Origin of the sequence: Paracoccus sp. T5 (genome assembly GCF_048538155.2) — a bacterium.
Taxonomy (GTDB): domain Bacteria; phylum Pseudomonadota; class Alphaproteobacteria; order Rhodobacterales; family Rhodobacteraceae; genus Paracoccus.
In genome coordinates this window covers 2,378,384-2,396,849 of sequence record NZ_CM135809.1, presented here as the reverse complement: position 1 = coordinate 2,396,849, position 18,466 = coordinate 2,378,384, and the positions used below count along the sequence as shown (strand labels likewise).

Below are 18,466 nucleotides of genomic sequence, written 5' to 3'. Positions count from 1 at the left end.
ATGTGCCTGCGGCCTTACTGGAAGACGGATGTCGGGCTGTCCAGGCTGTCGGAGCCCTCGAAGGCGACGCCAGACAGACCCAAGGCTGCGACCGCCCGTTCGATCGAGGCGGTTTGCGTGACCAGCGCATCGACGGCGCCCATGATCAGCGCCTCTCCCTCGGCATGGCCGGGGGCCAGCATCTGGTCATAGGCCAGCCCGCCCTCGGCCGCCGACTTGATCTCCGCCAGACGCGCGACCGACTGGTCCAGTTCGCCGCGCAGGCGGGCATCGACCTCCGCGTCCGCCGCAGCGACCAGATCCGACAGCGACGGTCCTGTCATCCGGGTGCCGTCGAGCCGGGTGTATTCGCCCAGATAGACGTTCCGGATGCCCAGGCCGTCGTAGTAGTGGCTGTTATGCGTGTTGTCCGAAAAGCAATCATGCTCTTCCTCGGGGTCGTTCAGCATCAGGCCCAGCTTCATCCGCTCTCCCGCCTGCTCGCCATAGGACAGGCTGCCCATGCCGGTCAGCATGGCCAGCAGGCCCGCCTGCGGATCGGCCGTGACGGCCAGGCGCCCCGCGCCCTCCGCGCCCCAGGCTTCAACCATTTCTTCAAGATCGGTGATCAGCAGATCGGTCGCGCTGACCAGATAGTCCGCGCGACGGTCGCAATTCCCACCGGTGCAGCCATCGCCCTGCACGAAATCGGTATGGGGACGCTGCCCCGCGCCGGGGCCTGTTCCGTTCAGGTCCTGCCCCCATAGAAGGAATTCGATGGCATGATAGCCCGATGCGACATTCGCCTCGATCCCGTCGGCCTCGTGCAGGACCTGACCGATCAGTGCGGGTGTGATCTCGGTCGCGTCGATCTCCGTTCCCGACAAGGTGAAATGCGGGGTGGCGATCAAGTTCAGCGTGGCGAGGCCGTTTTCTTCGTTCTGCGCGGACCCTTGGGCGACATAGTCGATCCAACCTTCGTCCAAAGGCCATGCGTTCACGCGCCCTTCCCAGTCATCGACAACGGGGTTTCCAAAGCGGAATGCCTCGGTCTGCTGATAAGGAACGCGGGCCTCCAGCCAAGCCTGGCGCGCGGCGGCAAGACTGGTGTCGGACGGGGCATCGATCAGCTGCTGAACAGCCACACGCAGCGCCTGGGCGGCCTTGAGGCTGTCGTCATATTCCGCCTCGGCCAAATCCGCATAGTGCGACACGACCAAGGCAGGCTCGGTCGCAAGCGCAGGGGCCGACAGCAGGGCAGAGGAAAGCAGGAAGGTGGCAAGGCAGGATCTCATGACGGCTGTTCCCTGTAGAAGCTTCGGCGCCGCGAGGACGGGTCTCGGCAGCGTCGGCTTCTGATGTAGCTCTCACCTCATGGCCGAGTAAAGTTGATTATTTGCATCAGAAATTTCTTTGAAGTGGCCGCGTGGGCAGGATCACGATACTGGCGCTGCCGAGAGATCGTTCCTGTTTGTCGCGGCGCGGGGAATAAAGGTTCGAGGCCACTCGTATTGTTGTGCTGGTGAAGCGCGAACATTTGATGCCCATCCGCTCTGACCCCAACCCCGGCTAATGACTTATTTCCATGAGAACCCCGATCAGGCCGCCTTCGCCTGATGGTTCTTTTGCATCAAGCTTGTTCCAAGCCATCGTGTGCTGCACCACGGGTTTTTTATCGTAAAAAGGAAGAGGTGTAAGCCGGAGTTCATTTTCCACCTGTAGCGGTGGCTCCTCTGGCGACCAAAGCAGGAGATGCTTCAGTTGCTTGACCGGGCCTCCCTCCTTCGGGCTGATCTGAGTTGAATATGGCCCACGCTTTGCGTTTTTTGTATGAAAGAAGATCGCCGGTTCAAGCTTGGTGGAGATGAGATAGCATGAGAGCAAGCGGCCCGAAGCCTTGAAATTCATCTCCGTATCAAGTGAAAAAATTTCACAGTCCATCAGCCGGTTCTTAAATTTTTTGCCCACTCCCTCTGTGGGGCGAAGGATTTCAAGGCTGCGATTCATGAAACGCTGTTGCAGTCCTGGGTCTCTCTGCGGCACGCGTGCCAGAGCGGCTTGCTCTAGTACCGTTTCGGCCAGAGCCTGAAGCAAGCCGGTCTCCGTCGAATAGTGCGGATTATCTTTGTACAGGCTGTTGACGTCCAGCGAGGCAAAACGCTCTTGCCACAATTCCTGGAGGTCGATCGAAATCAGGCGATGGCTAGCCAGAGTTTCCCCAAGCAGCTTTCGGTAGTGGTTTCTCTCGAAGCTCATCGCTTCTTTCTTGTTGTACATGATAACAGGGATGAAGCGGTAGTTGCGGCGAACACATATTTCCAGAAGCCATTCCAGGTTTTCTATCAGTACAGATGCTGATTCATTATGTGAAAAGTAGTTGGATTCATTTAGGGCATATTCCCAGACAATTACGGGGTCTTTCGGCAGGTTGGCGCACGTCAAGAGCCTGTATAGGGCCATCGCGGTAGTGGCCGCCCCGATACTGAGATTGATGACTTGCTCGGGCTCTGGATGGATTTCCTTGAGGTGGTCAGTCCAACCCTTGTTAAGCAAGGAATTAGAGCCGCCCAAAACAACAATTGACGGAGACGACGAGCTAGAGGTCATGTTAATGCAGTTCCCACGATTTTGTTGCCGACATAAGCAGACCCCGCCCCTCATCTCAAGGCTGGTTGGTGAATCCACAACTGCCGGATGATCGGCTCTCCGGAGGTTAAGTTTGGCATTTGGCACCCAGTCGCCGGCCAGAACTGGCAAAATAGAAGAAGAGCAGGACAAGGCGCAGTTCTGTCGCCCTATGGCCTGCTTTGCACCATTGTTGGACATTGCATCTGCTGCAATGGTCGCGACCTCATTGCGGAGGCGGACCAGGCTGTGGGCCAGCTAAACAAGGTTAAAATCCATCAATGAGAGTAGCGAGCGGCGGGCAGGGGGCATCGCCCGAGCCGCGCCTGATTTAAGCAAGTCCACCTGCCTCACCGGGGGAGGGGAACAGCAGCCTGCAGGTATTAAAGAAGGAAAGTGGCGGAGGCGGTGGGATTCGAACCCACGGTAGGCTTTCACCCACGTCGGTTTTCAAGACCGGTGCAATCAACCACTCTGCCACGCCTCCGACAGAGGCGGATTAGCGCGGCTGTGGCGGTGGTGCAAGCTGGTTACTGGCCGAGCGTGACGACGTCACCTGCGCCACTGATCTCGACGCCGGCGATCCGTGACAGCTGGCGGAAGCTGAGGGGCAGGGCCACCACGATCTGGTCGGTCTGCGGATCTGCGGCCAGGCGCGACGCCGGGCTGCCCGCGGGCGGGGGCAGGGCCACGAAGCGCAGGCGCAGGACACCGTCCGCGTCCGGCCCAAGGCGCCCCACCGGCTGCGAACGTGCCGTCACCAGAGCCGCCGAATGATAGCCCTTGGTCGGCGCAAAGCCCCGCACCACCAGAAGCCGCCCTTCCGCCAGGGGCTCCCAGCTGGCCTCCACGATCCGCGGCACACCGGGCCGGACGTCTGCCCTGACATCATAGCCCCCCTCGGGTGCCAGCGTCTCGGGTGTGGCGGCCGCGCCGCGCCAGCGCAGCGGGTTCCAGCCGCTGTCCCCGATGCGGCCGCATCCGGAGAGGATCAGGGCGCCGATCAGCAGCGGCATGGTCAGTCGGGTCATGGTCCAATCCTCGGGCATTTCCCCTTGGTGATAGGCGAAAGGGGCCGCGCGGAAAAGCCTCTTTGACCTCGGCGCCCCGGCGCGTTACCCCTTTGCCCCGACACAGGAGAGACCCATGGCGACCCCCGCATTCGAAGACATTGCCGAGACCTTCGACTTTCTCGACGACTGGGAAGAGCGTTACCGCCATGTCATCGAACTGGGCAAGGCCATGCCGCCGCTGGACCCGGCTTTCCAGGTGCCGGCCACCAAGGTCGACGGCTGCGCCAGCCAGGTCTGGATCCTGCCACGGATCGAGGATGGCAGGTTCGACTTTCAGGGCGACAGCGACGCGCTGATCGTGCGCGGCCTGATCGCGGTGCTGCACGCGCTGTATTCAGGGGTGCAGACCGGAGAGGTCGCGGCGATCGATGCGCAGGCCGCGCTGGCCCGCCTGGGCCTGGACGAACACCTGTCGGCGCAGCGGTCGAACGGCCTGCGCGCGATGGTGCAGCGGATCAGGCAGCTGGCCGCCGACGCAGGCTGATCCAGCCGCCGCCCAACACACGCGTGCCCTCGGCGGCATAAAAGACGCAGGCCTGGCCGGCGCTGACGCCGTCTTCGGGGTCCAGCAACTCGACCTCGGCGCGGCGGCCGGGCAGGGGGCGCAGGATCGCGGGACGCGGCGGCCGGGTGGAGCGGATGCGGACCAAGCAGGCGATCTCGCCCTCGAAGGCCTGATCGCCCAGCCAGTTCACTTCGGTCACGTTGACCGTGGCCGTGGACAGCGCGGCCCGGGGACCCACCACCACGCGGCGGGTCTCGGGCTCCAGCCGGACAACGTAAAGCGGATCGCCCAAGCCCCCGATGCCCAACCCGCGTCGCTGGCCGATCGTGTAGTGGATGACGCCGCGATGGGTGCCCAGCACCTTGCCGTCCATGTCCACGATCTCTCCCGGGTCGGCGGCGCCGGGGCGCAGCTTCTCGATCACGGCAGCATAGTCGCCGTTGGGCACAAAGCAGATGTCCTGGCTGTCGGGCTTGTCCGCGACCGCCAGCCCGTATTCAGCCGCCAGCGCCCGCGTTTCCGCCTTGCTGACCAGATGGCCCAGGGGAAAGCGCAGGTAATCCAGCTGTTCCTGCGTCGTCGAGAACAGGAAATAGCTCTGGTCGCGGTTCGGATCGGCCGCCATGTGCAGCTCGGCCCGGTGGGGGCCGTCCTTGCGCTGGATGTAATGCCCCGTTGCCATGCAATCGGCATCCAGATCCCGCGCCGTTTCCAGCAGGTCGCGGAACTTGACGCGCTCATTGCAGCGGATGCACGGTACCGGGGTGGCGCCTGACAGATAGGCATCGGCGAATTCGTCGATCACCGATTCCCGGAACTTGTTCTCGTAATCCAAGACGTAATGGGGAAAGCCCATCCGCTCGGCCACGCGACGCGCGTCGTGGATGTCCTGCCCCGCACAGCAGGCACCCTTCTTGGCCAGAGCCGCGCCGTGGTCGTAAAGCTGCAGCGTGACCCCGATCACGTCATAACCTTCGGTCTTCAGCTTGGCTGCCACCACCGAACTGTCGACGCCCCCCGACATCGCCACGACCACCCGTGTCTGCGCCGGCGGCTTGGCAAAGCCCAGGCTGTTCAAGTCGGTCTCACGCGCGGGGGCGCGATGGGGGGCAAGCAGGGTCATGGATGATCTTTCGCCCTCGGGGCTGGGGCCGGTGCAGCTGAACTGCGTCAAAATATAAGCAAATGCTGCCCATTCTCAACCCCGCAGCAGGCCGGAATCCAGGTCCGGCTAACCGTGGCTTAAGCGGTTTCGCGCAGAACTTGCAGAACCTGAACGAAGGACGCCTGGAATGTTCGTGAAAAAATCCCTCGGTCCGCGCATCGTGACCCTGGACGGCGGCCGCATCCTCAGCGTGGCGGACCTGCCTGCCCCTGACACGCGCTGGGTCGCCAGCCGCAAGCAGACCGTGGTGCTGGCCGTGCTGCACGGGCTGATCAAGCGAGAGGATGCGCTGCGCCGATACGGCCTGTCGGAGGAGGAGTTCGACAGCTGGTGCCATGCCGTCGCGCGACACGGCATGGCGGCTTTGAAGGCCAGCGCACTACAAAAATATAGACAACCGCAAGTTGACTAGGCCACAACGGAGGAGAGGCAGGTAACACCATATTAACCTGTTCGAGAGATGGTCACGACATGACATTCGGCGAATCGGGGGAATAGACCTAGCCATGCGAATCCTCTTGGTAGAAGACGACCCAAGCACCGCCCGCGCGATCGAGCTGATGCTCACCGCAGCCAGCTACAACGTGTTCCTAACCGACATGGGAGAGGAGGGGATCGATCTGGCCAAGCTCTACGACTATGACCTGATCCTGCTGGACCTCGACCTGCCGGACATGCACGGGATGGAGGTTCTGCGCCACCTGCGGCTTGCCCGCATCGACACGCCCATCCTGATCCTGACCGGATCGGACGACACCGAAAGCAAGCTGCGCGGCTTCGGGTTCGGCGCGGACGACTACATGACCAAGCCCTTCAACCGCGAGGAGCTGCAGGCCCGCATCCAGGCAATCATCCGGCGGTCCAAGGGCCACAGCCAGGCCCTGATCCGAACGGGCGAGATCGTCGTCAACCTGGACGCGCGTTCGGTCGAGGTGCGCGGCAAGCCGGTGAACCTGACCGGCAAGGAATACCAGATCCTGGAACTGCTGAGCCTGCGCAAGGGCACCACCCTGACCAAGGAGATGTTCCTGAACCACCTCTATGGCGGCATGGACGAGCCGGAGCTGAAGATCATCGACGTCTTCATCTGCAAGCTGCGCAAGAAGCTGTCCGAGGCGCTGGGCGGCGAGAATCACATCGAGACGGTCTGGGGCCGCGGCTATGTGCTGCGCGAGCCGGGCCCCGCCAATGACGAGCGCCTGGCCATCGGCGCCTGATCTGCCATCGCGCCTTCTGGACGATCGCGCGGCCTTGGGCGATACCCGAAGCTGACAGCGGCCCGCGAGCGGGCCGTCGAAAGCAGAGAGGGCAAAGATGGCGCAGGCACAGTCCGACGGACAACCGGTCGAGAAGCTGGATCGCGATGAGGCAGCCGCCGAAATGGCAGAGTTGTCCGCCCGCGTGGCCCGCGCGAACCGAGCCTATCATACGCAGGACGCGCCCGAGATCTCGGACGCCGATTATGATGCGATCAAGGCGCGGCTGATCGCGCTGGAGGCGGCCTTTCCGGACTTGGCCCGGCCCGACAGTCCCAGCACCCAGGTCGGGGCCGCCCCGGCCGAGGGTTTCGGCAAGGTGACCCATGCGCAGCGCATGATGTCACTTGGCAATGCCTTCACCGAGGAGGATGTGCAGGATTTCACCGCGCGGGTCCGCAGCTTTCTGAACCTGCCGGCCGACACGGTGCTGGAGGTTACGGCGGAACCCAAGATCGACGGGTTGTCGCTGTCGCTGCGCTACGAGGATGGGGTGCTGGTGCAGGCGGCCACCCGGGGCGACGGCACGGTGGGCGAGAATGTCACCGCCAACGCCCGCACGATCGCCGATATCCCCCATTCTCTCTCCGGCGATGTTCCCCGGATCCTTGAGGTCAGGGGCGAGGTCTATATGGACCACCAGGATTTCGCGGCGCTGAATGCCGCGGAAGGGGGACGGGTCTTTGCCAATCCGCGCAATGCGGCGGCAGGGTCGCTGCGCCAGATCGACCCCGGCGTGACGGCCCGCCGGCCGCTGCGCTACTTCGCCTATGGCTGGGGCGAGCTGTCCCAGCCCCTGGCCCCTACCCAGATGCAAGCGGTCGAACGGCTGCAGGCGCTGGGGTTCCGGATCAATCCGCTGACGCGCCTCTGTCGCAACACGGCCGAGATGATCGCTGTCTGGACCGAGATCGAGCAGCAGCGTGCGACCTTGGGCTATGACATCGACGGCGTCGTCTACAAGGTCAACGACCTGGCTTATCAGGGGCGTCTGGGCTTTCGCTCGACCACGCCGCGTTGGGCCTTGGCGCACAAGTTTCCCGCCGAGACCGCCTGGACCCGGCTTGATCGGATCGAGATCCAGGTGGGGCGCACCGGCGCCCTTTCGCCGGTCGCGCGGCTGGAGCCGGTGACCGTGGGCGGGGTCGTCGTCTCGAACGCGACGCTGCACAACGAGGACTACATCGCCGGGCGCGACAATGTCGGCGCCCTCATCCGCGAGGGGCGCGACATCCGCGAGGGCGACTGGGTCAAGGTCTATCGCGCGGGCGATGTCATTCCCAAGATCGCTGATGTGGACCTGTCGCGTCGGCCGGAGGACAGCCGGCCCTATGCCTTTCCGACCCTCTGCCCCGAATGCGGCTCGGAGGCCATTCGCGAACCGGGCGACTCCGTGCGCCGCTGCACCGGCGGGCTGATCTGCCCGGCGCAGGCGGTGGAAAAGCTGAAGCATTTCGTCAGCCGCGCCGCCTTCGACATCGACGGGCTGGGCGCCAGGCAGATCGAGATGTTCTTTGCCGATCCCGTCCTGCCGATCCGCGAGCCGGCCGATATCTTCACCCTGGCCGCCCGCGACGGTCGCAATCTGGCGCGCCTGAGGAACCGCGAGGGGTTCGGCGAACGCTCGGTCGAAAAGCTGTTCGCGGCGATCGAGGACAAGCGGCGCATTCCGCTGGCCCGGCTGATCTTTGCCCTGGGCATCCGCCATGTGGGCGAAGTGGCATCGGCCACCCTGGCGCGCCATTTCGGAACCTGGGAGGCACTGGTCGCGGCCATCGACGGGGCCGCCCGGGAACCCGCCTTTGCCGCGCCCGATGACAAGGCCCGCCGGGCCACCCTTTCTGACAGCCCCAACTGGGCGGGTCTGACCGGCATCGACGGGGTCGGCGGCGTGCTGGTCAATTCGCTGGTCACGACCTTCGTGCAGCCGGCCGAGCGGGAGGGGATCGACCGGCTGGTCGCGCAGCTGACGGTGCTGCCCGCCCAAAGCACCCATGCGCGGCAGACTGAGATCTCGGGCAAGACGCTGGTCTTTACCGGCACGCTGGAGCGCATGACGCGCGCCGAAGCCAAGGCCCGGGCCGAGGCGATGGGCGCCAAAGTCGCGGGCTCGGTCAGCGCCAAGACCGATCTCTTGATCGCCGGGCCGGGCGCGGGGTCCAAGGCCACCAAGGCCACCGAACTGGGGGTGATGGTGATCGACGAGGATGAATGGCTGCGCATTGCGGGGGCGGGATGACCCAGCCCAAGGGCCGCCCTCCGGCGCTGTTTCCGCTGTTCGCGGGCGTCGAGACCCTGCCCGGGATCGGCCCCAAGGGCCGCGCCGCGCTGGAACAAATGGGCATCGACAAGCCGCGCGACCTGATCCTGACACTGCCCGCCAGCGGCATCACCCGCCGTCGCCTCGACCGCATTGCCGAGGCCCGGGCGCCCGAGATCGTGACCCTGGTCGTCACGGTCCTGCGCCATCACCCGCCGCAGGTCCGCGGGCGGCCCTGGCGCGTCCATTGCACCGACGGCGCGGGCGACCTGACGCTGGTCTTCTTCCGCCCGCGCGAGGCCTGGATCGAGGGCCAACTGCCGGAGGGCAGCCGCCGCCTCGTCAGCGGCAAGCTGGAGCTGTTCGACGGCTTGGCGCAGATGGTTCATCCCGACCACATCCTGCGCGAGGATGAGGCGCCGCCCCCGGCCTTTGAACCGGTCTATCCCCTCTCCGCCGGCCTGACGCAGAAGGGGATGTCAAAGGCCGTGGATGCCGCCATGAACCGCCTGCCCGAGATGGAGGAGTGGATCGATCCGCAGCTGAAGGCGACGCGCGGCTGGCCGTCATTCGCAGAGGCCTTGGCGCAGGCCCATGCGCCGGCCTCGGCCGCGGCGCTGTCGCCGGACAGCCCGGCCCGTGCGCGCCTCGCCTATGACGAGTTTCTGGCCCATCAGATGACCCTGGCGCTGGTGCGGCGGGAAAGGCGGCGCCTGAAGGGCCGCGCCAGTCCCGGTAATGGGCAGCTGCGCCGGATGGTGCTGGACAGCCTGCCCTGGCCGCCGACGGGTGCGCAGGCCCGCGCGGTCGATGAGATCGCCGCCGACATGGCCAGCGACCGCCGCATGAACCGGCTGCTGCAGGGCGATGTGGGCGCGGGCAAGACGCTGGTGGCCATGTTGTCGGCGCTGGTTGCGGTCGAGGCGGGGGGGCAGGCGGTCCTGATGGCCCCGACCGAGATCCTGGCCCGCCAGCATGCCCGCGCACTGGAACCGCTGGCCCGCGCCGCCGGGGTTCGGCTGGCCGCTCTGACCGGCCGCGACAAACGCGACCTGCGCGCCCAGATCCTGGCGGATCTGGCCGATGGCGGCATCGACATCCTGGTGGGGACCCATGCGGTCTTTCAGAAGGACGTGCAGTTCCACGATCTTCGCTTGGCCATCATCGACGAACAGCACCGCTTTGGCGTGGCGCAGCGGCTGGAGCTGTCGGCCAAGGGCGAGGTGCCGCCCGACATGCTGATCATGACGGCGACGCCCATTCCCCGGTCGCTGGCGCTGTCGCAATATGGCGATCTGGACCTGTCGGTGCTGGATGAAAAACCGCCCGGCCGCCAGCCGATCACCACCGTGATGATCAGCGACGAGCGGCTGGAGCAGGTGACCGCCCGCCTGCGCGCCGCGCTGGAACAGGGCGCGCGCGCCTATTGGGTCTGCCCCCTGGTCGACGAGAGCGAGGTGACCGACCTGACCGCGGCCGAGGCGCGTTTTACCCATCTGCGCGCGCTGTTCGGCGAACGGGTGCGGATGGTGCATGGCCAGATGCCGCCCGACCAGCGTGATGCCGCGATGGCGGATTTCTCGGCCGGGCGGGCGCAGCTGCTGGTGGCCACGACGGTGATCGAGGTCGGTGTCGACGTGCCGGAGGCCACGATCATGGTGATCGAACGCGCGGAAAGCTTTGGTCTGGCGCAGTTGCACCAGTTGCGCGGACGGGTCGGTCGGGGGCGGGGCGCCTCGACCTGCCTGCTGATGTATCACCCGCCCCTGAACGAAACCGGTGCGCGCCGCCTGACCACTTTGCGCGACACCGAGGACGGGTTCCGCATCGCCGAGGTCGACCTGGAGATGCGCGGCGCCGGCGATGTCATCGGGATGGCACAGTCCGGCCTGCCGCGGTTCCGCATCGCGGATCTGGAGCACCAGGCCGGGCTGATGTCGGTGGCCCGGCAGGACGCCCGCAACCTGCTGGAGCGCGATCCGACGCTGGACAGTCCGCGCGGCCGGATGGTCCGCCTGCTGATGTGGCTGATGCAGCAGGACCAAGCGATTCGGCTGATCCAGGTGGGCTAATACCCAAATGTTCTTAAATTGTTCTTTACCGAATCGAAGGATTGTGAGAACAAAGCGGCAACAGAGAGGAGTTGCTGCCCATGACCCGCGAATTCATCCACGACCTTGTCGGCACCGCCGCCCTGACCGTCACCACCATCATCGTCCTGTGGCTGCCTGCGATCCTGCAGGCCTGAGCCGTCGATCTGCCCCGCGTTGCGAGGCTGGCGCCCGCCTGTGCGCCGCCTCTGTCCAAGCACGCGCAACTGAGCCGGCCCTGGCAGGGGCCGGCCTTTTTTATAACTGTTTCAGGAAATCAGGCTCCGACCTGATCCATCGCATCCAGCGTCGCGTCCCATGCCAGAAGGATCGAGGCATGGCGATTGGGATAGGCCCGCGCCGGCAGGAGCGCCTCCAGTTCCGCGAACGGCGCGGCGGGGGCTGCGCCTTCGTCCTTCAGCATGGCCCGCAACTGGTCGCGCGCTGCGCTGATCTGCGCCCGGTCCAGACCGATCACCGACTGGCCCAGGACCGAGGCCGAGGCCTGGCCCAAGGCGCAGGCCCGCACCTCCTGCGCAAAATCGGCGACACGACCCTCCGCAAGGGCCACATGGACCGTCACGGACGAGCCGCATTGTGGAGAGCGGCGCATGGCCGAGGCCTGCGGTGCCTCCAGCTGGCCCTGGTGGGGGATATGGGTGGTCAGCGCCAGGATGCGGCGCGAGTAGAGCTGCATGAGATCGCTGTCGGCCATCAATCCTCCTGGCGGTCTTTCCCGCGGCATCCGTCGGGTCTAGATAGGGACGCGCCCTGCGAAAGGAAACCCGATGTTCGACGCTCTCAGCCTGAAATACGACGCCAACGGGTTGATCCCGGCCATCGCGCAGGATGCCGCCTCTGGCGAGGTGCTGATGATGGCCTGGATGAACGCCGATGCGGTGGCCCGGACGCTGGAGACGGGCAGCGTCACCTATTGGTCGCGCTCGCGCCAGGCCTTCTGGGTCAAGGGCGAAAGCTCGGGCCACCTGCAGACGCTGGCCGAGATGCGCGTCGACTGCGACCGGGACTGTCTTCTGGTGCTGGTCCGGCAGGAGGGGCCGGCCTGCCACACCAACCGCCGCAGCTGCTTCTATACCGCCATCCGGGACGGCGCCGAGGAGGTCATCATGGAGCCGATGGCCGGGCAGGGGGACGCTGCCCCCGTCGCCTGAGCGGCGACTCCCTTGGGGGTATTTCCGCAACGCGCAAGGGTCAGAGGCCGACCATTCGCCGGATGTCAGCCGGCGTCGCGCCTTCGCCGCGATAGTGGCGGATGGCACGGGCATCGTCACGCTTGGCCAGCCGGCGGCCTTCGGCGTCCCGGATCAGCCGGTGATGGGCATAGTCTGGCGTCGGCAGGTCCAGCAGCCGCTGCAGCAGGACGTGGATCCAGGTGGAATCGAACAGGTCCTTGCCGCGCGTGACCAGCGTGATCCCCTGCGCGGCATCGTCGACGACAACGGCCAGGTGGTAGGACGTGCCCATGCCGCGGCGCGACAGGATCACGTCTCCGATGCCCTCCAGGAACTCGGCCGCTGTCAGGCTGTGCGTCTGGTCGGGCATGATGGTGCGGTCATGAAACCCGATGCGGTCGAGGCCCAGGCTGTCGAAGGCCCGGCCGACGTCCAGCCGGATGACGTCACCCTGACCGGCATCGCGCAGGTCGCGGCCGCGGCAGGTTCCGGGATAGATCAGGCCGTCCGGTCCCGCGGGCAGGACGCCTTCCTGCGGGGCCGACAGGGCCGCACGGATGTCGCCCCGGCGGCAGCGGCAGGGATAGGTGAGGGGCGCCAGCCGCGCCAGCGCCGCCGCATAGGCGGGCATCCGGTCCGACTGGCGCATGACCGGCTGCGGCCAGTCAAGGCCGAGCCATGCCAGGTCCTCATAAATCGCGGCCTCGTATTCCGGGCAGCAGCGGTCGCGGTCGATGTCCTCGATGCGGAGGTGGAACCGGCCCTGCGCCGCGGCCGTCAGGGCCGAGAAGGCGTGGCCCAGATGCAGAAGCCCGGTGGGCGAGGGCGCAAAGCGGGTGACCGCGCCCGCGCCTATTGGGTCGCCAGCCATGCGCTGAAATCATCCTTGGCGCGCTGCGTGTAGGCCGGATAGCGGTCCTTGCGGCCGCGACGGCCGCTGCGCGCCTCCTCCAGCGGCGGGAAAAGGCCGAAGTTCACGTTCATCGGCTGGAAGGTCTTTGCCTCGGCGCCGCCGGTGATGTGGTTGACCAAGGCCCCCATGGCCGTGGTGAAGGGCGGCGGCGGCAGGTCCCGGCCCAAGGCCTGCGCCGCGGCCATGCGCCCCGCCAGCAGGCCCATCGCGGCGCTTTCGACATAACCCTCGACCCCCGTGACCTGGCCGGCAAAGCGCAGGTTCGGCCGCAAGCGCAGCCGCATCCGGTCGTCCAGCAGCGTCGGCGAGTTCAGAAAGCTGTTGCGGTGGATGCCCCCAAGCCGGGCAAAGCTGGCGTTCTGCAGGCCCGGGATCATCCGGAACACCTGCGTCTGCGCGCCATATTTCATCTTGGTCTGGAAGCCCACGATATTATAGAGCGTCCCCAAGGCATTGTCGCGGCGCAGCTGGACCACCGCATAGGCCTTTTCCCCGGGCTTGTGGGCGTTTGTCAGGCCGACGGGCTTCATGGGTCCGTGGCGCAGGGTTTCCCGGCCCCGTTCGGCCATGACCTCGATCGGAAGGCAGCCGTCGAAATAGCCCGCCGTCTCGCCCTCGTGGAACTCGGTCTTGTCGGCAGCCAGCAGGGCGTCGATGAAGGCCTCGTATTCGGGCTTGGTCATCGGGCAGTTGATATAGGCCTTCTGCTCGGCCTCTGTCTCGCCCTTGTCATATCGGGACTGTTCCCAGGCCACCGACATGTCGATCGTCTCGGCATGGACAATGGGGGCAATGGCATCAAAGAAGGCCAGCGCCTCGGTGCCGGTCACGCCACGGATCGCCCCTGCCAGCGCGTCCGAGGTCAGCGGCCCCGTCGCCACGATCCAGTTGCCGTCGGCGGGCAGTTCGGTGATCTCGCCCGGCGCGATCCGGATCAGCGGCTCGGCCCGCAGCGCCTCGGTCACCGCGGCCGAGAACGCTTCGCGGTCCACGGCCAGGGCACCGCCCGCGGGCAGGCGGTGGCGTCCGGCCATCTGCATGATCAGCCCGTCCGCCGCGCGCATTTCCCAGTGCAGCTGGCCCACCGCGTTCATCACGTCGTCATCCGAGCGGAAGCTGTTCGAACAGACCATCTCGGCGCAGTCGCCAGTCTTGTGGGCAAATGTCTCGACCTGGGGCCGCATCTCGTGCAGCACCACGGGCACGCCCGCGCGCGCGATCTGCCAGGCGGCTTCCGAACCGGCCAGGCCGGCACCGACGATGTGGACGGGTTCCATGCATGTCTCCATGTGGCTGGGCTAGCAAGGGCAGGACGGAATGGAAAGGGGCGGCGCCATCGGCACCGCCCCCAAGGTCATGCGACCGAAGCGCGCGGGATCATTCCGCCGCTGCGTCGGCCTCGGCCTCTTCGTCGTCACCGCCCGAACGCAGCGCCGAGGGCGCGGCCAGGTTGGCGATCACGAAGTCGCGGTCGATGGTCGGCTTGGCGCCGGCCGGCAGGGTCACGTCGCTGATGTGGATCGTGGAGCCGATCTCGCGGCCTTCCAGGTCCACCGTCACGTGATCGGGGATGTCGCCCGCAGTCACGACCAGCTCGACCTCGGGACGGACCGTCACAAGCGTGCCGCCCTTTTTCAGGCCCGGGCACTTCTCGTGGTTCACGAACTCGACGGGGATGAACAGGTTCACCTTCGAGGTGCGACGCAGGCGCATGAAGTCGATGTGGATCGGCAGGTCCTTGACCACGTCGCGCTGCACGCCGCGGCAGACGACGCGAACGTCCTCCTGGCCCTCGACCTTCAGGTTCCACAGCGTGGACAGGAAACGGCCCGCCCGCAGCTTGGTCAGCAGCTTGTTGAAGTCGAACGCGACCGCGACGGGCTCCTTGCCGTCACCATACACGATACCGGGCACCTTGCCTTCGCGGCGAGCTTGGCGGGCGGCCCCCTTGCCTGTCCCCGCGCGTGCCTCGGCCACCAGATCCGGGATCTCTTTGGCCATGATAATATTCCTTACATTGGCGTTGATGCCGCCACCCTCCAAGGGTGCGTGACGGCAAGGCCGGTGCCATACTGCAAGTTCGAACGATTTGAAAGATGGCTTCGATCATTTTTTCTTGACCTGACGGCATCGTGTCGGCCTAGGTGAGGCTCAGTCCGGCAGCATCCGTCGCACCGTTACCGAGTTGTTTTTTAAAGTGGACCCGCGCGATGTCACCACATGTGACGCGATATGCTTCGATCGACTACCTGCGCGTGCTGCTGGCCGCCGGCGTCGTCTTTGCGCATTCCGTCCTGATGACCGGCTATGATTTCCGCTGGAAGGCCGAGATCGGCTATGGCGTCCTGCGCCTGGTGGTGCCGGCATTCGCGCTGCTGTCGGGGTTCGGACTTTACCACACCGCCGTCCGCGGGCGCCTGTCGGCATGGCTGCGCGGGCTGGTCGTGCTCTACGGGATCTGGGCCGCGATCTATCTGCCGGTCTGGGGACGCCAGATGCCCGATGCGGCGGCCGTCCTGGCCGAATTGCTCAAGGGCCCGATGCACCTGTGGTACATCGTGGCGCTGACGCAGATCGTTGCCATCCTGTGGGTCGTGCGCCGGCTGGTGCCCGCGGCCTGGGAGATCCCGGCGCTGGTCGGCGTCGCGGTCGTCGGTGCGATGGCGGCCACGCTGACGCAGTACAATTTCCACTACGGTTTTCTGGGGCCGGAACTGATGGTGCGGCGTGCCGGTCCGCTGTATCTTCTGCCCTTCGTGGTGCAGGGCTATGTGCTTGCCGACTGGCTGGCGCGACGCGGCCGGGCCGGGCTGCCCGGCGCGCGGGTGCTGTGGGCGATGGTGCCCCTCCTGCTGGTGCTGCGGATGATCGAGGTGCGGTGGGTGACCGGGGCAGGGGCGATCCCGATGAAGGACCCGCCCGAGTTTCCGGTCCTGCTCTATCTGGCGCCGCTGGTCATCGTCCTGGCCACGCTGCGGATCAGCCTGCCCGCCACGCGTGTGAACCTGACCTGCGCGTCGGTCCTGATCTACCTGATGCACATGGGCATCATCATCGCCTTCGTCACGGTCGGGATCACCCACGTCTGGCTGATCTTCGCCACCTCGCTGCTGCTGCCGTTCCTGGCCACATCTGTCCTGCCGCACCTGCCGTCGATCGGCCGGCTTGGCGGCAAATGGGCCAGCAGCCCCCCGGCCCCGTCCGGCTGAGGCCGCCGGCTCAGCCCAGCTGGTATTCGTCCAGAAAGCCGCGCGGGATCAGCAGGTTCTGCGGTCCCACCCGATGCAGGTCGCGCTCTCCGCACAGCGCCATGCTGATGTCCAGCTCCTTGCGGATGACCTCCAGCGCCTTGGTGACGCCGGCCTCGCCCATGGCGCCCAGCCCATGCAGCCAGGCCCGCCCGATCCAGGTCGCGTGCGCCCCAAGCGCCAGTGCCTTCAGCACGTCCTGACCCGACCGGATGCCGCTGTCCATGTGGATCTCGACCTGGTCGCCCACCGCCTTGACGATATGAGGCAGCATCCGGATCGAGGACAGCGCCCCGTCCAGCTGCCGGCCGCCATGGTTGCTGACGACGATCGCATCCGCCCCGAAATCGGCCGCGATGCGCGCATCCTCGGGGTCCAGGATGCCCTTCAGGATCAGCTTGCCCCCCCACATGTCGCGGATGCGGGCGATCTTGTCCCAGTCCAGCCGCTCGTCGAACTGCTCGGCCGTCCAGCTCATCAGGCTGGACGTGTCGCCGACGCCCTTGGCATGGCCCACGATATTGCCAAAGAACCGCCGCTTGGTGCGCAGCATCCCCATGCCCCACCGCCAGCGCGTGGCCAGGTCCAGCACCGTGGGCAGGGTCATCTTGGGTGGGGCCGACAGCCCGTTCTTCAGGTCCTTGTGCCGCTGGCCCAAGATCTGCAGGTCCAGCGTCAGGACCAGCGCGCTGCAGTTGGCGGCCTTCGCGCGGTCGATGATGGCGGCCAGGAATTCCTGATCCTTCATCACGTAAAGCTGGAACATGAAGGGCTTGGTGGTATGCGCCGCCACGTCCTCGATCGAGCAGATCGACATGGTCGACAGGCAGAAGGGGACGCCGAACTTCTCGGCCGCGCGGGCGGCATGGATCTCCCCATCGGCGTGCTGCATGCCGGTCAGCCCAACGGGGGCCAGCGCCACCGGCATCGTCACCGGCAGCCCGACCATGGTGCTGGCCAGGGTGCGGTTCGACATGTCGACGGCCACCTTCTGGCGCAGCTTCAGCTTGGCAAAGTCGGTCGTGTTCTCGCGAAAGGTCTGCTCGGTATAGCTGCCCGATTCGGCATAGTCGTAGAACATCTTGGGCGTGCGCGCGCGGTGCAGCGCCTTGAGGTCGTCGATCGAGGTGATCACCGGCATGGGATGGCCTTTCGAGAACTGGTCAGAAGTTGTTACCAGTTGCCCCGGTGCCGCGCAATCATCCTCCGGCGCGGCGCTGCAGGGCCGGGTCCACCACCGGGCCCCGCAGGGCGTCGGCACGGGCACGCAGCGCGTCGGCGCGCCCGGTCGTTGCAGCGGCCACCGGCGCGGCACCGGACGCCGCCGGGGCGGCATGGGCGGGCAGATCAGGCTCGGCCAAGATCCGGTTGGTCGGCAGCAGGTCGGGATAGGCATCCCCACCGGCACAGCCGGCCAGCAGGGCAAGGGTCAGGGCGGCGAATGCTTTCATGCGCCCAGCTTAAGGTCCTGCGGGCGCGGCGGCAACGCGCTCCTTGGTGCTTCCCTTGGCCTGCACCCGCGCGCTAGAAGACCGCATGGCCCGCACCCAAGGTTCCCGCGCCGAGATCACCGGCCCCCTGCTTCGCGATGAGGCCCGTCGCCTGTTCGCGCGACAGGGCTATGCGGCCGTCTCGATGCGCCAGATCGCGGCGGCCGTCGGCGTGCAGGCCGGCGCGCTCTATGCCTACACCCCCGACAAGCAGGCCCTGCTGCATGACCTGCTGGAAAGTCACATGCAGGATCTGCTGGCGGCCTGGTCCGACGATCCGCGCGCCGATGCGCTGGCGCGGCTGGAACGCTTTGTCCGCTTCCATATCGGCTTCAGCCTCGATCACCCGGACGCGGTCTTTCTCTCCTACATGGAGTTGCGCAACCTGACGCCCGACAATTTTGCCCGCATCGCCCAACTGCGCGGCCGGTACGAGGCGCTGCTGGAGGGCATCCTGCGCGACGGGATCGCGGCGGGCCTCATGCGGATCGAGGACCCCAAGCTGACCACGCTGGCGCTGATCGCCATGCTGACCGGCGTCACCAACTGGTACCGCGAGGGCGGCCGCCTGGACCGGGCCCGGATCGCCGACATCTATTGGGGCCTTGCGCGGGGGGCGGTGGGCGCGGCATAGGCGTCCCTGCTTCACCACAATCCAATCCTGCGCTT

The 18,466-nt window shown here is 66.2% G+C and carries 18 protein-coding genes and 1 tRNA gene; 8 read left to right on the top strand and 11 right to left on the bottom strand.

All coding sequences use genetic code 11. From position 1 onward, the window contains the following. Positions 1-14 precede the first annotated feature (14 nt). The 4 genes from ACNR9W_RS11820 to ACNR9W_RS11805 form a co-directional block, all read right to left on the bottom strand. The gene (locus ACNR9W_RS11820) at positions 15-1,274 is read right to left on the bottom strand and encodes an imelysin family protein (RefSeq protein WP_419271271.1); all 1,260 of its coding nucleotides are present in this window, start codon (positions 1,272-1,274) and stop codon (positions 15-17) included. A gap of 274 nt (positions 1,275-1,548) precedes the next feature. Continuing rightward, positions 1,549-2,805 carry an SGNH/GDSL hydrolase family protein gene (locus ACNR9W_RS11815; RefSeq protein ID WP_419271272.1) on the bottom strand — a complete coding sequence of 419 codons (1,257 nt, stop codon included), beginning with the start codon at positions 2,803-2,805 and terminating at the stop codon, positions 1,549-1,551. A 196-nt stretch (positions 2,806-3,001) separates the two neighbouring features. Further along, positions 3,002-3,091: transfer RNA gene (locus ACNR9W_RS11810), tRNA-Ser, on the bottom strand. 43 nt (positions 3,092-3,134) lie between these two features. Further along, positions 3,135-3,635: a hypothetical protein gene (locus ACNR9W_RS11805; RefSeq protein ID WP_419271273.1), complete on the bottom strand. Its 501-nt coding sequence runs from the start codon at positions 3,633-3,635 to the stop codon at positions 3,135-3,137. 115 nt (positions 3,636-3,750) lie between these two features. Between ACNR9W_RS11805 and ACNR9W_RS11800 the strand changes: the two genes are divergently transcribed. After that, positions 3,751-4,161 carry a SufE family protein gene (locus tag ACNR9W_RS11800; RefSeq protein WP_419271274.1) on the top strand — a complete coding sequence of 137 codons (411 nt, stop codon included), beginning with the start codon at positions 3,751-3,753 and terminating at the stop codon, positions 4,159-4,161. Here the strand turns inward: ACNR9W_RS11800 and mnmA are convergent. Beyond that, positions 4,133-5,305 (bottom strand): tRNA 2-thiouridine(34) synthase MnmA, encoded by a 1,173-nt coding sequence (mnmA, locus tag ACNR9W_RS11795; RefSeq protein WP_419271275.1) that lies wholly within the window; start codon positions 5,303-5,305, stop codon positions 4,133-4,135. The two genes, ACNR9W_RS11800 and mnmA, sit on opposite strands and share 29 nt — an antisense overlap. A 169-nt stretch (positions 5,306-5,474) precedes the next feature. On the opposite strand from mnmA, the gene sciP reads away from it, so the two are divergent. The 4 genes from sciP to recG all read left to right on the top strand — a co-directional run bounded on the left by sciP (position 5,475) and on the right by recG (position 10,935). After that, a complete protein-coding gene (gene sciP, locus ACNR9W_RS11790; protein WP_419271276.1) occupies positions 5,475-5,759 on the top strand; it encodes a CtrA inhibitor SciP in 285 nt (94 codons plus the stop codon). A 94-nt stretch (positions 5,760-5,853) separates the two neighbouring features. Beyond that, positions 5,854-6,564 carry a response regulator transcription factor CtrA gene (gene ctrA, locus ACNR9W_RS11785; protein ID WP_419271277.1) on the top strand — a complete coding sequence of 237 codons (711 nt, stop codon included), beginning with the start codon at positions 5,854-5,856 and terminating at the stop codon, positions 6,562-6,564. 97 nt (positions 6,565-6,661) lie between these two features. Beyond that, on the top strand, positions 6,662-8,842 hold the full coding sequence (gene ligA, locus ACNR9W_RS11780; protein WP_419271278.1) for an NAD-dependent DNA ligase LigA: 2,181 nt from the start codon (positions 6,662-6,664) through the stop codon (positions 8,840-8,842). Beyond that, positions 8,839-10,935 carry an ATP-dependent DNA helicase RecG gene (gene recG / locus ACNR9W_RS11775; RefSeq protein WP_419271279.1) on the top strand — a complete coding sequence of 699 codons (2,097 nt, stop codon included), beginning with the start codon at positions 8,839-8,841 and terminating at the stop codon, positions 10,933-10,935. Before ligA ends, recG begins: the two co-directional genes overlap by 4 nt. Positions 10,936-11,230: 295 nt before the next feature. Here recG and ACNR9W_RS11770 read toward each other — a convergent pair whose 3' ends face one another. Further along, positions 11,231-11,668, bottom strand: coding sequence for an iron-sulfur cluster assembly scaffold protein (locus ACNR9W_RS11770; RefSeq protein ID WP_419271280.1), 438 nt, complete (start codon positions 11,666-11,668; stop codon positions 11,231-11,233). A 73-nt stretch (positions 11,669-11,741) separates the two neighbouring features. On the opposite strand from ACNR9W_RS11770, the gene hisI reads away from it, so the two are divergent. Then, the gene (hisI, locus tag ACNR9W_RS11765; RefSeq protein WP_419271281.1) at positions 11,742-12,125 is read left to right on the top strand and encodes a phosphoribosyl-AMP cyclohydrolase; all 384 of its coding nucleotides are present in this window, start codon (positions 11,742-11,744) and stop codon (positions 12,123-12,125) included. A gap of 40 nt (positions 12,126-12,165) precedes the next feature. On the opposite strand, the gene gluQRS is transcribed toward hisI, so the two are convergent. The 3 genes from gluQRS to ACNR9W_RS11750 form a co-directional block, all read right to left on the bottom strand. Then, the gene (gluQRS, locus tag ACNR9W_RS11760; RefSeq protein WP_419271282.1) at positions 12,166-13,017 is read right to left on the bottom strand and encodes a tRNA glutamyl-Q(34) synthetase GluQRS; all 852 of its coding nucleotides are present in this window, start codon (positions 13,015-13,017) and stop codon (positions 12,166-12,168) included. Further along, complete coding sequence (gene trmFO, locus ACNR9W_RS11755) at positions 12,999-14,336, bottom strand: methylenetetrahydrofolate--tRNA-(uracil(54)-C(5))-methyltransferase (FADH(2)-oxidizing) TrmFO (protein WP_419271283.1); 1,338 nt, start codon at positions 14,334-14,336, stop codon at positions 12,999-13,001. Before trmFO ends, gluQRS begins: the two co-directional genes overlap by 19 nt. Before the next feature lie 100 nt (positions 14,337-14,436). Beyond that, a complete protein-coding gene (locus ACNR9W_RS11750) occupies positions 14,437-15,060 on the bottom strand; it encodes a 50S ribosomal protein L25/general stress protein Ctc (protein WP_419271284.1) in 624 nt (207 codons plus the stop codon). A gap of 209 nt (positions 15,061-15,269) precedes the next feature. Between ACNR9W_RS11750 and ACNR9W_RS11745 the strand changes: the two genes are divergently transcribed. Then, positions 15,270-16,268: an acyltransferase family protein gene (locus ACNR9W_RS11745; protein ID WP_458478494.1), complete on the top strand. Its 999-nt coding sequence runs from the start codon at positions 15,270-15,272 to the stop codon at positions 16,266-16,268. Positions 16,269-16,278: 10 nt separating this feature from the next. On the opposite strand, the gene ACNR9W_RS11740 is transcribed toward ACNR9W_RS11745, so the two are convergent. Next, a complete protein-coding gene (locus ACNR9W_RS11740) occupies positions 16,279-17,448 on the bottom strand; it encodes an alpha-hydroxy acid oxidase (protein WP_419271286.1) in 1,170 nt (389 codons plus the stop codon). 58 nt (positions 17,449-17,506) lie between these two features. Beyond that, positions 17,507-17,758 carry a hypothetical protein gene (locus ACNR9W_RS11735; RefSeq protein WP_419271287.1) on the bottom strand — a complete coding sequence of 84 codons (252 nt, stop codon included), beginning with the start codon at positions 17,756-17,758 and terminating at the stop codon, positions 17,507-17,509. Between the two features lie 85 nt (positions 17,759-17,843). On the opposite strand from ACNR9W_RS11735, the gene ACNR9W_RS11730 reads away from it, so the two are divergent. Then, positions 17,844-18,431, top strand: a complete 588-nt coding sequence (locus ACNR9W_RS11730; protein WP_419271288.1) for a TetR/AcrR family transcriptional regulator — start codon at positions 17,844-17,846, stop codon at positions 18,429-18,431. The last annotated feature ends 35 nt before the right edge of the window (positions 18,432-18,466 follow it).

Coding starts and splice junctions, on each gene's coding strand:
- ACNR9W_RS11820 (WP_419271271.1), bottom strand. CDS start 1,274: ATGAGATCCTGCCTTGCCACCTTCCTGCTTTCCTCTGCCCTGCTGTCG.
- ACNR9W_RS11815 (WP_419271272.1), bottom strand. CDS start 2,805: ATGTCCAACAATGGTGCAAAGCAGGCCATAGGGCGACAGAACTGCGCC.
- ACNR9W_RS11805 (WP_419271273.1), bottom strand. CDS start 3,635: ATGACCCGACTGACCATGCCGCTGCTGATCGGCGCCCTGATCCTCTCC.
- ACNR9W_RS11800 (WP_419271274.1), top strand. CDS start 3,751: ATGGCGACCCCCGCATTCGAAGACATTGCCGAGACCTTCGACTTTCTC.
- mnmA (WP_419271275.1), bottom strand. CDS start 5,305: ATGACCCTGCTTGCCCCCCATCGCGCCCCCGCGCGTGAGACCGACTTG.
- sciP (WP_419271276.1), top strand. CDS start 5,475: ATGTTCGTGAAAAAATCCCTCGGTCCGCGCATCGTGACCCTGGACGGC.
- ctrA (WP_419271277.1), top strand. CDS start 5,854: ATGCGAATCCTCTTGGTAGAAGACGACCCAAGCACCGCCCGCGCGATC.
- ligA (WP_419271278.1), top strand. CDS start 6,662: ATGGCGCAGGCACAGTCCGACGGACAACCGGTCGAGAAGCTGGATCGC.
- recG (WP_419271279.1), top strand. CDS start 8,839: ATGACCCAGCCCAAGGGCCGCCCTCCGGCGCTGTTTCCGCTGTTCGCG.
- ACNR9W_RS11770 (WP_419271280.1), bottom strand. CDS start 11,668: ATGGCCGACAGCGATCTCATGCAGCTCTACTCGCGCCGCATCCTGGCG.
- hisI (WP_419271281.1), top strand. CDS start 11,742: ATGTTCGACGCTCTCAGCCTGAAATACGACGCCAACGGGTTGATCCCG.
- gluQRS (WP_419271282.1), bottom strand. CDS start 13,017: ATGGCTGGCGACCCAATAGGCGCGGGCGCGGTCACCCGCTTTGCGCCC.
- trmFO (WP_419271283.1), bottom strand. CDS start 14,336: ATGGAACCCGTCCACATCGTCGGTGCCGGCCTGGCCGGTTCGGAAGCC.
- ACNR9W_RS11750 (WP_419271284.1), bottom strand. CDS start 15,060: ATGGCCAAAGAGATCCCGGATCTGGTGGCCGAGGCACGCGCGGGGACA.
- ACNR9W_RS11745 (WP_458478494.1), top strand. CDS start 15,270: ATGTCACCACATGTGACGCGATATGCTTCGATCGACTACCTGCGCGTG.
- ACNR9W_RS11740 (WP_419271286.1), bottom strand. CDS start 17,448: ATGCCGGTGATCACCTCGATCGACGACCTCAAGGCGCTGCACCGCGCG.
- ACNR9W_RS11735 (WP_419271287.1), bottom strand. CDS start 17,758: ATGAAAGCATTCGCCGCCCTGACCCTTGCCCTGCTGGCCGGCTGTGCC.
- ACNR9W_RS11730 (WP_419271288.1), top strand. CDS start 17,844: ATGGCCCGCACCCAAGGTTCCCGCGCCGAGATCACCGGCCCCCTGCTT.